General features: G+C 63.4%; 13 protein-coding genes. 7 read left to right on the top strand and 6 right to left on the bottom strand.

The window, feature by feature from the left end; all coding sequences use genetic code 11:
• Positions 1 to 15: 15 nt before the first annotated feature.
• The 4 genes from bphC to ATN37_RS25800 all read right to left on the bottom strand — a co-directional run bounded on the left by bphC (position 16) and on the right by ATN37_RS25800 (position 4177).
• Complete coding sequence (gene bphC, locus ATN37_RS25815) at positions 16 to 936, bottom strand: biphenyl-2,3-diol 1,2-dioxygenase (protein WP_003940493.1); 921 nt, start codon at positions 934 to 936, stop codon at positions 16 to 18.
• A 35-nt stretch (positions 937 to 971) separates the two neighbouring features.
• Positions 972 to 2150 (bottom strand): acyl-CoA dehydrogenase family protein, encoded by a 1179-nt coding sequence (locus tag ATN37_RS25810; protein WP_003940250.1) that lies wholly within the window; start codon positions 2148 to 2150, stop codon positions 972 to 974.
• A 172-nt stretch (positions 2151 to 2322) separates the two neighbouring features.
• Positions 2323 to 3192: an alpha/beta fold hydrolase gene (locus ATN37_RS25805; RefSeq protein WP_003940235.1), complete on the bottom strand. Its 870-nt coding sequence runs from the start codon at positions 3190 to 3192 to the stop codon at positions 2323 to 2325.
• Positions 3193 to 3268: 76 nt separating this feature from the next.
• A complete protein-coding gene (locus ATN37_RS25800; protein WP_218695765.1) occupies positions 3269 to 4177 on the bottom strand; it encodes an IclR family transcriptional regulator in 909 nt (302 codons plus the stop codon).
• Positions 4178 to 4315: 138 nt separating this feature from the next.
• Between ATN37_RS25800 and ATN37_RS25795 the strand changes: the two genes are divergently transcribed.
• From ATN37_RS25795 to ATN37_RS25785, 3 genes are all read left to right on the top strand, one after another.
• Positions 4316 to 5191: a TIGR03619 family F420-dependent LLM class oxidoreductase gene (locus tag ATN37_RS25795; RefSeq protein ID WP_099698976.1), complete on the top strand. Its 876-nt coding sequence runs from the start codon at positions 4316 to 4318 to the stop codon at positions 5189 to 5191.
• A gap of 32 nt (positions 5192 to 5223) precedes the next feature.
• Positions 5224 to 5715, top strand: a complete 492-nt coding sequence (locus tag ATN37_RS25790; RefSeq protein ID WP_003939809.1) for a nuclear transport factor 2 family protein — start codon at positions 5224 to 5226, stop codon at positions 5713 to 5715.
• 129 nt (positions 5716 to 5844) lie between these two features.
• Positions 5845 to 7092, top strand: coding sequence for an Nramp family divalent metal transporter (locus ATN37_RS25785; protein ID WP_081558446.1), 1248 nt, complete (start codon positions 5845 to 5847; stop codon positions 7090 to 7092).
• A gap of 56 nt (positions 7093 to 7148) precedes the next feature.
• Here ATN37_RS25785 and ATN37_RS25780 read toward each other — a convergent pair whose 3' ends face one another.
• On the bottom strand, positions 7149 to 8744 hold the full coding sequence (locus tag ATN37_RS25780; protein ID WP_218695764.1) for an acyl-CoA synthetase: 1596 nt from the start codon (positions 8742 to 8744) through the stop codon (positions 7149 to 7151).
• Between the two features lie 369 nt (positions 8745 to 9113).
• On the opposite strand from ATN37_RS25780, the gene ATN37_RS25775 reads away from it, so the two are divergent.
• On the top strand, positions 9114 to 10052 hold the full coding sequence (locus ATN37_RS25775; RefSeq protein ID WP_007729451.1) for a 3-oxoacyl-ACP reductase: 939 nt from the start codon (positions 9114 to 9116) through the stop codon (positions 10050 to 10052).
• 26 nt (positions 10053 to 10078) lie between these two features.
• On the top strand, positions 10079 to 10822 hold the full coding sequence (locus ATN37_RS25770) for an SDR family NAD(P)-dependent oxidoreductase (protein WP_030537180.1): 744 nt from the start codon (positions 10079 to 10081) through the stop codon (positions 10820 to 10822).
• A 22-nt stretch (positions 10823 to 10844) separates the two neighbouring features.
• On the opposite strand, the gene ATN37_RS25765 is transcribed toward ATN37_RS25770, so the two are convergent.
• Positions 10845 to 11750 carry an amidohydrolase family protein gene (locus tag ATN37_RS25765; RefSeq protein WP_172403435.1) on the bottom strand — a complete coding sequence of 302 codons (906 nt, stop codon included), beginning with the start codon at positions 11748 to 11750 and terminating at the stop codon, positions 10845 to 10847.
• A gap of 125 nt (positions 11751 to 11875) precedes the next feature.
• Here ATN37_RS25765 and ATN37_RS25760 point away from each other — a divergent pair, with 125 nt between their 5' ends.
• Positions 11876 to 12403 (top strand): nuclear transport factor 2 family protein, encoded by a 528-nt coding sequence (locus tag ATN37_RS25760; protein ID WP_003939692.1) that lies wholly within the window; start codon positions 11876 to 11878, stop codon positions 12401 to 12403.
• A 4-nt stretch (positions 12404 to 12407) separates the two neighbouring features.
• Positions 12408 to 13541, top strand: coding sequence for a 12-oxophytodienoate reductase (locus tag ATN37_RS25755; RefSeq protein WP_003940612.1), 1134 nt, complete (start codon positions 12408 to 12410; stop codon positions 13539 to 13541).
• Positions 13542 to 13610 lie beyond the last annotated feature (69 nt).

The following is a 13610-nucleotide window of genomic DNA, read 5'->3' as shown; positions in this document are numbered from 1 at the left end:
TTCGTTGCGTAAGAGCTAGCTCTTGGGAGTGAACGCGGCCAGCGGTTCACTCTCGGACCAGTCATGGCCCCAGTAGCTGTCGGCCGTGATTTCCTCAGCGGTGTAGAAGGCTTCGTCGACAAGCATGCCTTCGCAACCGAACTCCAGATCCCATCCACCCGGTGCGCGCACGTAGAACGACACCATCTTGTCGTTCGTGTGGCGACCCAGCGTCGAGGAGATCGAGAAGCCGAGCTTGGCAACACGATCGAGAGCCTGACCGACGGCGTCGAGAGTCTCGGCTTCCATCATCAGGTGCACGAGACCGGGCTCGTCAACCGGCGGCGCCGGGCACAACGCCAGGCTGTGGTGGCGCTGGTTGACACCCATGAAGCGAACGCGGCGAGCCGGCGGCGGCGCATCGATACCGCCGAGACGGATGGAACCGCGCGGGAGGAATCCGAGCACCTCGGTGTAGAAGGTGTATGCCTCGTCGAAACGCGTAACCGGAAGCACCACATGGCCGAGGCCCTGATCGCCGGTGACGAAACGGCCGCCGTGCGGGGTGACCAACGGGCTGTGGTCGAGTACCGGTCCGAAGAAGACCTCGACTCGGTTGCCGTTGGGATCGTCGAATGCGATGACCTGCTCGGCATCGCGGTAGCTGGCGTCGACCTCGGAAAGAACCTCGACCTCGACTCCGGCCTTCTCCACTGCTTCACGAACACGCTGGAGCGCGAACTGATCTCGCACTTCCCAGCCCACTGCGAGAGCCTTGTCCGTCTCACCGGGCAGGACGATCAGTCGCGCACGACGCTCGTCCAGGCGCAAGTAGAGGCCGTCGGCTTCCGGGCCACTACCGACCGCGAGGCCGAGTCCGTCGACCACGAGCTCGCGCCAGCGAGCCACGTCCTGCGTTTGGATCCTGAGATACCCCAGGCCCCGAATTTCAGTCATGCCTAACCGTCCTTGCTTCGAAAGTATTTGTGGGACTAGATCATCGAGCGGTGGATACCCTGCGGCTCGCCGCCGAGCTGCGAGAGCGTCGACGCATGGAAGATGGAACCGGGTACATGGATCGCGTGCGCCAAACCGGCATGAGCGTCACGCCAGAACCGCTGCATCGGCGTGTTCAACTGCAAAGCCCCACCACCGGAACGAGCAAAGATCTCGTCCACCGCCCGCACCGCACGCCACGCGGCAGCAGTCTGCGTACGGCGACCGATCGCACGAAGCTCGAACGAAACTTCCTGCCCCTTCTCGGTCATGTCCCAGAAACGATCCACCGTCTCCAAGATCGCAGCCCGAGAAGCAGCGATCTCGGCCGCCGCCTCACCGATCGCGAACAGCACGTACGGATCTTCCTTGATCGGAACACCACTGACCGTCACACGCTCACGCTGCGCCGCCATGTTGCACGCCAACGCACCTTCGGCGATACCGATCAACGACGAGGTGATCCCCAACGGGAAAATGCACGAGAACGGGAACTTGTACAACGTCTCCGTACGACCCGCTTCCTTCCACGCCGTCCCGTCGTACACCTTTCCGGCGTCGATCGTGCGGTAGGTGGGCAGGAACGCGTCCTTGACGATCAGGTCCTTCGACCCGGTTCCGCGCAGGCCCACGACATTCCAGCTGTCCTGGTCGATGTCGTAATCGGAGCGCGGCAGCAGTACGTGCAGGTGCTTCGGCGGCATCAACGGCTTGCCGGACTCGTCACCGACCATCGCGCCGATCATGATCCAGTCACAGTGATCGGTGCCGGACGAGAACGACCAACGACCGTTGAGGATGTACCCACCCTCGACCGGCCTCGCCACGCCCATCGGCGCATACGGTGACGCCATCCACGTATCGGGATCGGTTCCCCACACCTCTTCCTGAGCCTTGCGGTCGAAGAACGCAAGCTCCCACGGATGCACACCGACGATGCCGCTGACCCAGCCCGTGGCACCGTCCATCGCGCCGATAGCCATTGCCGTCTCGGCGAATTCACGCGGATGCGCCTCGAGGCCACCGAACTCCTTCGGCTGGAACATCCGGATGACGCCGGAGTCGCGCAAGCGCTTCGCGCTGCCGTCCGTCAAGCGCATCAGCTTGTCACCCTCGACTCCGTCGGCGCGGATCTCGTCGGCGAACTGTGAGATGTTGTCCAGAACCTGACCCATGATTTTTCCGGCTTTCTGGTTTCGCTACCCGGCGAGTGCCTGGGCAGAATGAAAATCTGTTGGTGAAACGGTGGCAGGTAGCCCACCGAAGTGCAGAAACGCTTCCCGGTGAGTGGGAGCACCCCCTGTGCGCCTTTTTGGTAGTGGGGGCTACCAAAAAGGCGCACGGGCCTTACTTGCCTTCTGGACGCGTCAGAAATGCCAGAACGGACGCGACCCAGGCGTCGCGAGCTTCGATCATCGTCCAGTGTCCGCAGTTGGGGAAGATGTGAACTTCGCCGTTGGGGATGTCGCGCATCGGCAGAATCGCCATGTCCACGGGGCTGACGCGGTCATCGCGTCCCCAGGTCAACAGCGTCGGCGCCTTGATCTTGTTCAGCTGCGCCCAGTACGGCACGGCGGTCGACGCAGCGGCAGCCGCGCCCATGGCGGCCATGGCCTTGCTGCTGTACATACGACGGGCGATCTCGAGCGTCGTCGGCTCGGTGGCCAGGGCCCAACGCTCTTCGATGAGCTGCTCGGTGACGACGGCACGGTCGAAGACCATCGAATGCAACCAGCGGACCAGAGCTTCGCGGGTGGGGTTGTCGGTGAACTCCATGAGGAGTTTGATGCCTTCACCGGGGCCTGGCGAGAAGGTGTTCTTTCCCATGCCGCCGATGGTGACGAGCTTGCTCACCCGGTGCGGCTCGTCGATCGCGACCTTGGTGGCGACGATGCCGCCCATGGAGTTACCGATCATGTGGACCGGGCCGAGGCCGAGGCCGTCGAGGAACATCCCGACCGACGCCTGCGCCATCATCATCGGATGGTCGGGGCCGGGATCGCTGACGCCGAATCCGGGGAACTCGAGAACGTAGCAGTGGAAGTGCTTCGCGAAGTCCGCGAGAACGCCGCGGTAGTTACGCCAACCGGTGACGCCGGGGCCCGATCCGTGCAGCAGCAGGAGCGGCGGGCCGTCGCCGGCTTCGTGGTACCGGAGCACACCGAGATCGGTCTGCAGTTCCTTCAGAGTTCCCTCGTAGCTCAGTTCAGTCGTCATGGTCCGAACGGTGCCATCAGTACCGCTGAGCTGCTATGACTCGTCCCGATCAGCGAGACAAGTCGATCAAAATACGTCAGATCCAGTGGTCGGACGACGCTGCCAGCAGGCGATCCATCGTCTCCGCCGAGAACGTATTGGTCGGAACGGGAGGCGTTTTGCGGCCGCGGCGAGGAGCACCCAGTTCGGGGTACAGCGTCCGCGAGACCTCGCGAGCCGCGTCGACGACCAGCGGAGCAACTCGCTCGAGCTGAGCGGTCCGCATGTCACCACACAACGCGATGCTGCCGACGGGGCCCTCGTGTCCGCGAATTGCCGAAGACACACAAGCGACTCCACGCGCCGACTCCCCGCGTTCGAAGGCCAGTCCCCGACGCTGACGGATGCGGTTCAGTTCCTGGTGGAGCACAGCGACGTCGGTGATCGTGTTCTCGGTACAGCGGGGAAGAGAAGCCCCGAACAGAGCGTCGACGCGCTCGGGGTCGATCCACGCCAGCATCGCCTTGCCACCAGCCGTCGAATGAGCGAGCACTCTGCCGCCGACGCGGGACGGGAGCGCCGCGGCGAATCGTCCGCCGACCTTGTCGAGATAGACGCTCTCGCGTCCGTCGAGCACCGACAGGTGAACGACCATGCCGGTCTGCAGGTGCAGTTCGTGCAGAAGCGGTGCAGCGGCTTCGCGGATCTGGCTGTGGCCGCCGTCGCCACCACCGAGGCCGAGCGCGCGACGCCCGAGGCAGTAGCCGAACGATGCGTGATCGACCCAGTCCAGCTTGACCAGCTGATCGAGAATGCGGTGGACCGTGGAGCGCGGCAACTGAGTACGGCACGCGACCTCTTCCAGCGTCAGCCGCGCGGCGCGGCCGTCGAAGGCGTCGAGAATCAGTGTCATCCGCTCGACCATCGACGGCGGCAGATCCTTCTTGGGTTGCCCACCGGCAGTCTGGACGGTGGACAGTGTGTCGTTCATGTCAACAATGGTCATGGACGCCTCCCGAAAACTGGAATTGATTCTACCGACTATAACCCAGGTCACAGTTTCTGGAAAGTGAATCGATCTTTTCGATCCCGATCAGCGGTAATTCACCTGCCACCGGGCGTGTGGGGACGCTATAAACGCCCGATGCACCTGGGAATCGTCACACCGGTCCTGATTCAGCACCCGAGCACGCGCTCGGAGTGGGAGGCAAGTGCTGACATCGGCGAGATCGCCACAGTGGCCGCCACGGCGGATCGACTCGGTTTCCATCATCTGACCTGCAGTGAACACGTGGCGGTCCCCGAGGAGATTGCCGCCGAGCGCGGCGGAACCTACTGGGATCCGCTCGCCACCCTTGGTTTTCTCGCCGCGCGTACATCAAGAATCCTGCTGGCGACCCAGGTGCTGGTGTTGGGCTACCACCACCCCCTCGAGATCGCCAAGCGTTACGGAACGCTTGATCGCGTCAGCAATGGACGCCTGATACTCGGCCTCGGGGTGGGGACTCTGAAACAAGAATTCGATCTCATAAATGCTCCATTTGCCGACCGAGGAGCGCGCGCTGACGATGCCTTGGCCGCACTTCGGGCATCACTGTCGACGCCGACTCCGGAGTATCACGGCGAGTTCTACGACTACTCCGGATTTGTCGTCGAACCCCACGCCGTCCAGAAACGGGTGCCGCTGTGGATCGGCGGCCGGACCAAGAGATCGCTGCGCCGGGCCACCACACACGGCGACGGGTGGGTGCCGTTCGGGCTGCGATTCTCCGAACTGAAGGAAATGCTCGATGCCACGACGCTCCCCGACGGATTCGACGTGGTGCTTCCCGCCGGTGCGCCGCTCGATCCTCTCGGCAATCGCGAATCCACCCTTCGCGCCTTGACTCGCGTCCGTGACGCCGGGGCGACCATCGCCAGCTGCTCGGTCGGCGCTCGAAGCGTCGAGCACTACTGCGAACAACTCGAAGAACTTCACCGAATCGCCCTCACCGAGGGCTTCGCTTTCACCACTTCCTGATTCCCCGACAATTCAATGCAAAGGACGTACCGATGACCGACTCGACCGCCCTGATCGAATCCCTGCTCGCCCGAGTGGAATTGCTCGAGGACAAGCTCGCGATCACCGAACTGCTGACCACATACAGCCCTGCCGTCGACAGCGGATCAGCCGACGAGGTCGCGAACCTGTGGCTCGAGGACGGCGTCTACGACGTCGATACCGGTGCGATGCACGGCCGCGGCGAACTGCGCGCGATGGTTCACAGCGCCTCACACCAGAACTGGATCATGAACGGCGCGGCTCACATGATGACACCCGCGCACATCCGCATCGACGGCAACAAGGCCGTCGCGACCTGCCATTCGCAGTTGGTCATCAAAGACCCCGAGAACCCGACGGGATTCAAGGTCCTCCGCATCACCGCGAACCGCTGGGAACTGATCAAGACGGATGGCGAGTGGAAGGTCGAACTGCGTACCAACGCCCTCCTCGACGGCCGACCCGAGGCTCGCGCTCTCCTGGCTGCCGGCGTGACGGCCTAACCGGCCTGTGCGCGGTTAGGGACCCTCTGCGGTCGCTGACCGCGCACAGCTGTTGAAAGTTCGGCTCCCCGAACTCTATAGTTCACGTATTCGAACCAACAGGTCCGAGTACGTGTGACCAGGAGACCGATGAGCACCAGTACGCAAGAGCCGACGACTCCGCGCCGACGACCCACGGGGAGATCCATCGCCCTGCTCGGTCCGGCGTTCGTCGCGGCAATCGCGTACGTCGATCCGGGCAACGTCGCCGCCAACCTCACCGCCGGCGCCAAGTACGGCTACCTCCTCATCTGGGTACTCGTACTCGCCAACGCGATGGCCGTCCTCGTGCAGTATCTGTCCGCGAAACTCGGTCTCGTCTCCGGCAGATCCCTGCCCGAAATGCTGGGTCAGCGCCTGCGTAAGAACAACCGCCGCGCCTTCTGGCTCCAGGCCGAGATGATGGCGATCGCGACCGACGTCGCCGAAGTCATCGGCGGCGCCATCGCACTCAACCTGCTCTTCAACATCCCGCTCTTCCTCGGCGGACTGATCACCGGATGCGTGTCGATGGTCATCCTGACGATCCAAAGTCGGCGCGGACAGCGCACTTTCGAGTTCGTGGTCATGGGATTGCTGGCCATCATCACCATCGGCTTCCTGACCGGGCTCGCCTTCACCGACGTCTCCGGCAGCGAGGCCGTCGCCGGACTGGTCCCCCGCTTCGAAGGAACCGAGACCGTACTGCTCGCCGCCAGCATGCTCGGAGCAACGGTCATGCCGCACGCGATCTACCTTCACTCCGCATTGGCACGTGATCGCCACGGCCACATCAAACCCGGCCCACGGTTGCAGCGACTACTCAAAGTCACCCGTTGGGATGTCGTCGTCGCGTTGATCATCGCCGGTGGCGTGAACATCGGCATGCTGCTGCTGGCCGCTTCGGCGCTGCGCGGAGTACCCGGCACCGACACCATCGACGGCGCGCATGCCGCGATCGAGAATTCGCTCGGCCCGGGCATAGCCGTGGTGTTCGCGATCGGCCTCCTCGCCTCCGGACTCGCGTCAACCTCCGTGGGATGCGCGGCCGGCGCCGAGATCATGCATGGTCTTCTGGCCATTCGCATTCCGGTGATCACACGCCGGATCGTCACGCTCATCCCGGCACTGATCTTGCTCGGACTCGGCGTCGACCCGACGCTGGCGCTCGTGCTCAGCCAAGTGGTCTTGAGCCTGTGCATCCCCTTCGCGATCATCCCGCTGGTGCGAATGACCTCGGACCCCGAACTCATGGGCGACGCGCGCAATGCCCCGCTCACGACCGTCGCGGCGTGGATTGCGGCGGGCTTGATCGTTGCACTCAACGTCGCTCTGCTGGTTCTGACGGTGACAGGCTAGAGCACCGGAGCCACCCAACGCGTCCCTCACAAACGCGCTGGACGGCTCCGGCCGGACTAGGAGACTTGCTCGGCGAGAGTGGCCTTGGCCCAGCGATAGTCGGCCTTTCCGCTGGGAGAACGCCTGATCGACGGAACGTTCATGACGGTGCGCGGCACTTTGTACCGAGCGACCTGCGACGCGCAATGCTCACCGATCTCGGCAGCGTCCGGGACGTCGAAGCCTTCGCGGGTCGTGATGACCGCAGCGACGCGCTCACCGAACTTCGCATCCGGAATTCCCGCGACCAGAGCGTCGAGCACCGCCGGGTGACTCTTGAGCGCCTGCTCGACCTCTTCCGGATACACCTTCTCCCCGCCGGTGTTGATGCACTGAGAACCACGCCCCAGCAAGACGATCGAGCCGTCGGCTTCCACGCGCCCGACGTCGCCGAGCACCGACATCCGCACCCCGTCGATCACCGGGAACGTAGCCGCGGTCTTGACCGGATCATTGAAGTAGCCGACCGGCACGTGACCGCTGCGAGCGATGTAACCGGTCTCGGGCGATCCCGGCTCCAGCGGCCGCATCCTTTCGTCCACGACGCGGGTCTCGTCGCGAGCGGCGATGCGCATCAGGCCGTCTTCGCCGATCTCCAGATTGCCGTCGACGCCCGACTCCGAGGAGCCGAATCCGTCGCGGATCACCAGGTTCGGAAGCATCGACTTGAGCTGCTCCCGCAGTGAGAGCGAGAACAAGGCTCCGCCGGACGAGACCATTCCGACCGTGCTGAGGTCGTAATCTGCTGCGTTTGCTGCCAATTCGTCTGCGAGCGGACGTGCCATCGCGTCTCCGACGACGGTGATGGAGACGGCCTTCTCACTTCCGGCGAGCTGCAGCGTCGCCTTCGCGTCGAACCGCGCCATGAGAATTGCGTTGGCGCCCATGAAGAATCCGGTGAACAGCGAGTACGACGCCGCACCGTGCATCAGGGGTGCGGTACTGAGCATGTTCATCGCGGGGACGTTCGGCACCGCGGCGAACAGAGCCTCAGCGGTCGTGTGCGGCGGACCGAACGGATTTCCGCCGGTGAGCGCCGCGAAGTAGAAGTCTTCATGACGCCACATGACACCCTTGGGCATCCCCGTCGTGCCGCCGGTGTAGATGACGAAGAGGTCGTCGTTGCTGCGGGGCGCGAAGTCACGAGTAGCGGGCTGCTCCGCGGCAGCGTCGGCAAATCGAACGACGTCGACGCCTTCGATATCGCGGACGGCTGACTCGCCGACGACAACGACGTGCTTGATGCCGGGCGCGGCCGGGAGAACCGTCTCCACGACGGAAACGAACTCCTCGTCCACGATCAGTGCTACCGACTGCGAATCGTTGTACAGATAGGTCAGTTCGGCGTCGACGTAGCGATAGTTGACGTTGATCGGGACCGCGCGAATCTTGAGGCACCCGAGCAAACTCTCGACGAACTCGATGCTGTTGCGCATGTGCAGAGCAACGTGATCGCCGGGCCCGACACCGACACTCGCCAGGTGGCGGGCGATGCGATTCGAGCCCTCGTCCAGCTCGACGTATGTGCGACGACGACCATCGCACACGAGCGCCGTGCGGTCCGGAATCAGATCCGAGATGCCCTCGTACAGATCTGCCAAATTCAGTGACACTGCTGGTGCCTTCCTTGATGTCCGGCCCGGTGAATTCGGGGCCGACCGTACTGCGTTTTCGGTGAGAACTATCCGACCCTGGAGCCGACGAATGTGGCCGAGAACTGAGCGGATCGGTGGTGACGCAAACGCGTACGCGGTGGGATCGCCGCGTCGCCCCAAGGTGGCATGCAGCGCTCGTGACCCAGATCACCGCTCCCGCTGAGTGAGACTCCTCCTCAGTCGGCCAAACTTCTGTTCAAAACTAGAACTAATTCTGATTTCGCTCGAATGATTTTTTCGGAACGACTACCGAACTCTCGACTTCAAATTAGAATGAATACTAATTCTGCAAGACGTACCCGACCGCCCGGATCGAAGGAGCACGACATGACGCAATCACTGAGCTTGGAAGGCAAAGTTGCCGCCGTCACCGGCGCCGGCGCCGGCCTGGGTCGCGCCGAAGCACTCGGACTCGCGGCTGCCGGTGCAGCCGTCATCGTCAACGACATGGGTGCAGCGGCCAACGACGTGGTCGACGAGATCAAGGCCGCAGGTGGACAGGCACTCGCCATCACCGGCGACGTCTCCGACTGGTCGCTCGGCGGGCGCATCATCGAAGAGGCTGTCAAGAACTTCGGATCCTTCGACATCCTCGTCAACAATGCAGGCATCCTGCGCGACAAGATGATCTTCAACCTGACCGAATCCGATTGGGACGACGTCATCCGCGTGCACCTCAAGGGCCACGCGGCCACCTCGCACGCAGCCGCAGTCCACTGGCGCGCAGCCAGCAAGGCAGCCGACGCACCGGTCTACGGCCGCATCATCAACACCTCTTCCGAGGCTTTCCTCTTCGGCAGCGCCGGGCAGCCCAACTACTCGGCAGCCAAGGCCGGTATCACCGCGCTGACGCTCTCGAGCGCAGCAGGTCTCTCCCGCTACGGCGTCCGCACCAACGCGATCTGCCCTCGTGCCCGCACCGCCATGACGGCAGAAGCCTTCGGCGAGAACAACACCGGCGTCGTCGGCCTCGATCCGCTTGCACCCGAGCGCGTCGCGACCCTGGTCAGCTACCTCGCATCCCCCGATTCCGACGAGATCAACGGACAGGTCTTCGTCGTCTACGGCAAGATGGTGGCGTTGATGGAAGCACCCAAGGTCGAGAACCGTTTCGACGCAGCCGGATCCGCGTTCACCGTCGAAGAACTCGGTGGCCAGCTCTCGTCTTACTTCTCCGGCCGTGGGCCGTACGAGACCTACGCCGCCTACAGCATCGCCGGCCTCGAAAAGATTGCACTTGCAGTCGACGAGACCGCAACAGTTTGAGCAGCACTTACAAAGAGGAGCGTTTCATGAGGTTGAACGGCAAGGTAGCGATCGTCACCGGCGGCGCCGGTGGAATCGGTCGTGCCATCACCCGAGTCTTCGCCCGTGAAGGCGCGAAGGTCCTGTTCGTCGACATCAACGACGAGCAGGGCCAGGCCCTCGAACAAGAACTGGCCGGCTCCGGCAAGTTCCTGAACGTCGACCTTGCTGCCGCCGGTTCGGCCGAGCAGATCCGTGACGCCGCGCTCGAGGCTTTCGGCAAGCTCGACATCCTGGTGAACAACGCTCACGCGTCCCGTCAGGCTCCGTTGCTCGAAACCACGCAGGACATGTTCGACCTGTCCTTCAACACCGGTTTCTACCCCGTTGTCCACCTCATGCAGGCGTGCCACGACGAACTCGCGAAGACCAAGGGTTCGGTCGTCAACTTCGCGTCGGGTTCAGGTTTGGACGGAATGCCGACCCAGACGTCCTACGCTGCGGCCAAGGAAGCTGTGCGAGGCCTGACGCGCGTCGTCGCCAACGAGTGGGCGCCGGAAGGCATTCGGGTCAACGTGGTCTGCCCGTTCGCCGCCACCGAAGGCGTCGTCAAGTGGCAGGAAGCCTTCCCTGAGCGCGCAGCCGCATCGGTTGCCAAGGTGCCTCTCGGACGCATCGGTGATCCCGAAACCGACATCGCTCCCGTCGTGGTATTCCTGGCGAGCGACGATTCCAAGTACATGACCGGACAGACGTTGATGGCCGACGGCGGCAGCATCAAATTGCGCTGAGTCGAAATACTTCTCGGTGGGCTCAGCTCACCGAGAAGAGTTTCGCAGCGTTGTCGTGCACGACGGCTCGCAGCCATTCGTCTCCGAGATCGAAGCGCGTAACCGCTTGCAAGGCTGTGAGATACGGGTACGGAATGTTCGGGAAGTCGCTACCGAACAGAATCCGGTCCTGCATGTCGACGAGCCGTGATACGTCCGCCTTCGGGAAGGCACACTGCTCTTCCGTGAAGTCGGTGAACGCCATGGTCGTATCCAGGCGGACATTGCCGTAAGCCTCTGCCAGATCGAGGAATTCGCTGTACTCGGGCATCCCCATGTGGGCGACGATCAACGACAGGCGCGGGTACCGTGCGAGCAGCGAAGCAATGCGATCAGGTCCCGTGTACTCCCCCGGCGCCGGTCCCGATCCACAATGGATCACGATGGGCGTCTCGGAGTCCTCGAGCTGACCCCAGACCTTGTCGAGCAGAGGGTCGTTCGGGTCGTAGTTTCCGACCTGGATGTGGGACTTGAAGATTCGCGCGCCCGAATCCAGGGCCTTTCCGACGTACGACGCCGCCGACTCCTCGGGATAGAACGTGGCCGTGTGCAGGCAATCAGGTGTTTGCGCGGCAAATTCGACGGCCCACTGATTGAGCCACTCTGCCATCGCGTGCTTGTGCGGGTAGATCATCGACGTGAAAGCCCGGACACCGAACTCGCGGAGACGGTGTACCCGCTCCTCCTCGGCAAGTCGGTAGGCGATGGGCCAAGGACGACCGATCATCGGTCCCGCCGAATCGAAGTAACCCCACACCTTGTCCATGACGCTCTTCGGCATGAAATGGGTATGGACGTCGATCACGCCAGGAACACCCAACTCGCGCCAAAAAGCCCGAACCTCGGCGATCTCCTCCGGTCCAGTCGATGGGACCTCTTCGGTACACACGTCTGACACCCCTTTCGTTCGCTCGACCATACCGAGTGCCGTCGCGCTCACCGGGACAGGTCGTTGACGGCCCGCCCGGAGCACCCGAATGTGAACCCATCTTGCCGATCACCGTTGGAGGTTGAATGTCTCAGGCCGAGTCCGAAGTGGGGTCGATCAGTGCCGTCGAGGAACTGCTCGCAATCGAGGAAATCAAGCGTGTGTTCGCCGCGCGCCTACGCTGCATGGACACCAAGCAGTGGCACGTCTACCCAACCCTGCACACCGCAGACGTCGTCAGCGAGACGTGGGGCGGACTCCCGACAGACAAGCAACCCAAGACCGGCGACACCTCGAACCAGGTAGTGGGCATCGACAAACTCACCGCGGCAATTCGGAACATGCTCGACGGCGACATCCCCCTCACCACGGCGCACCACGCACACACTCCCGAAATCGTGCTGACCTCGCCCACCACCGCAACCGGCATCTGGGCGATGGAGGACATGCTGTGGTGGAACGACGGCGAGAAAGAACTGCACCTACACGGCTACGGCCACTACCACGAGAAATACCGCAAAGAAGACGGCAAGTGGCTGATCAGCTACCGAACCCTCACCCGGCTCCGTGTCGACCAGGACCCCGGATTCTTCCGATTCATGAAAGCGCTGTGACGAAGTGACCAACCCGCTGTTCCAACCGCTCCGCATCCGTTCGCTCGAACTGTCCAACCGCATAGTCATGTCGCCGATGACGCGCACGTACTCCATCGAAGGTGTGCCCGGCCGCGACGTTGCCGACTACTACCGCCGACGAGCTGAGGGCGGCACCGGACTGATCGTCACCGAAGGCGTCGCGATCGATCACGAGACTGCTGTCGACCACGCCAACGTCCCCAACCTCCACACTCCCGCTGCTCAGGCCGGATGGCGGAAGGTAGTCGACGACGTGCACGCTGCGGGCGGCAAGATCGTGCCTCAGCTCTGGCACGTCGGACCTTTGTGGGGCGCGATGACGCAGATGGACCCCTCACTCAAGCCGATGCGCCCCTCTGGCGAATGGGGCCCGCTCGGCGTCACCTCGTACTCCGCTGCCTACGTCGAACGCGCACAGGCCAGCACCGAAGCGATGACCGAGCAGGACATCCAGGACGTCATCGACGCGTACGTCCGTAGCGCGAAGCACGCCGTCGAACTCGGCTTCGACGGCATCGCGATCCACGGCGGTCACGGCTACCTCCTCGATTCCTTCTTCTGGGAGGGCACCAACCAGCGCGACGACGCGTGGGGAGGCGACCTGGAGCGTCGTACCAGGTTCCCGGCCGCCGTCGTCGCCGCGATCCGCGCGGCCATCGGACCGGATCTGCCGATCATCTACCGTTTCTCACAGCACAAGCAGCAAGATTTCACCGCGAAGATCGCCGAAACCCCCGAAGAGTTGGGCGTCATCCTGGGCGCGCTGGTCGACGCCGGAGTCGACGTTCTCGACGCCAGCATCAGGCGTTTCGACGTGCCGGCCTTCGAAGGCAGCGATCTCTCGTTGGCGGGTTGGGCGAAGAAGCTGACCGGCGCCGTCACGATGGCCGTCGGCAGCGTCGGTATCGGAAAGTCGCTGCGGGACAGCCGCATCGAAGGCGTCGCACCTGTAGTCGACAACATCCCACAGCTCGAGGAGCGCATCGGCAGCGGAGAGTTCGATCTGATCGCGATCGGCCGTCTCCATCTCGCCGATCCTGCATTGGCAACTACCCTGCGCGCCGGTGGCCCGCTACCGGCGTTCGATCGAGCGGTGCATGAGGGCAGCTTGATCTAGGGGCTCCGCCCCTGTGCGCCTTTCCGGTAGTTCGCACTACCAAAAAGGCGCACAGGGCCGAAGGCCTTT

The organism is Rhodococcus sp. MH15, from assembly GCF_019266045.1.
GTDB classification, from domain to species: Bacteria; Actinomycetota; Actinomycetes; order Mycobacteriales; family Mycobacteriaceae; genus Rhodococcus_F; species Rhodococcus_F qingshengii.
The sequence above is the reverse complement of the archived record's forward strand: the minus strand, read 5'-3'. Positions and strand labels throughout refer to the sequence as shown.

Excerpts from the sequence above, each read along its gene's own strand:
- bphC (WP_003940493.1), bottom strand. The coding sequence starts at position 936 with ATGACTGAAATTCGGGGCCTGGGGTATCTCAGGATCCAAACGCAGGAC.
- ATN37_RS25810 (WP_003940250.1), bottom strand. The coding sequence starts at position 2,150 with ATGGGTCAGGTTCTGGACAACATCTCACAGTTCGCCGACGAGATCCGC.
- ATN37_RS25805 (WP_003940235.1), bottom strand. The coding sequence starts at position 3,192 with ATGACGACTGAACTGAGCTACGAGGGAACTCTGAAGGAACTGCAGACC.
- ATN37_RS25800 (WP_218695765.1), bottom strand. The coding sequence starts at position 4,177 with ATGACCATTGTTGACATGAACGACACACTGTCCACCGTCCAGACTGCC.
- ATN37_RS25795 (WP_099698976.1), top strand. The coding sequence starts at position 4,316 with ATGCACCTGGGAATCGTCACACCGGTCCTGATTCAGCACCCGAGCACG.
- ATN37_RS25790 (WP_003939809.1), top strand. The coding sequence starts at position 5,224 with ATGACCGACTCGACCGCCCTGATCGAATCCCTGCTCGCCCGAGTGGAA.
- ATN37_RS25785 (WP_081558446.1), top strand. The coding sequence starts at position 5,845 with ATGAGCACCAGTACGCAAGAGCCGACGACTCCGCGCCGACGACCCACG.
- ATN37_RS25775 (WP_007729451.1), top strand. The coding sequence starts at position 9,114 with ATGACGCAATCACTGAGCTTGGAAGGCAAAGTTGCCGCCGTCACCGGC.
- ATN37_RS25770 (WP_030537180.1), top strand. The coding sequence starts at position 10,079 with ATGAGGTTGAACGGCAAGGTAGCGATCGTCACCGGCGGCGCCGGTGGA.
- ATN37_RS25760 (WP_003939692.1), top strand. The coding sequence starts at position 11,876 with ATGTCTCAGGCCGAGTCCGAAGTGGGGTCGATCAGTGCCGTCGAGGAA.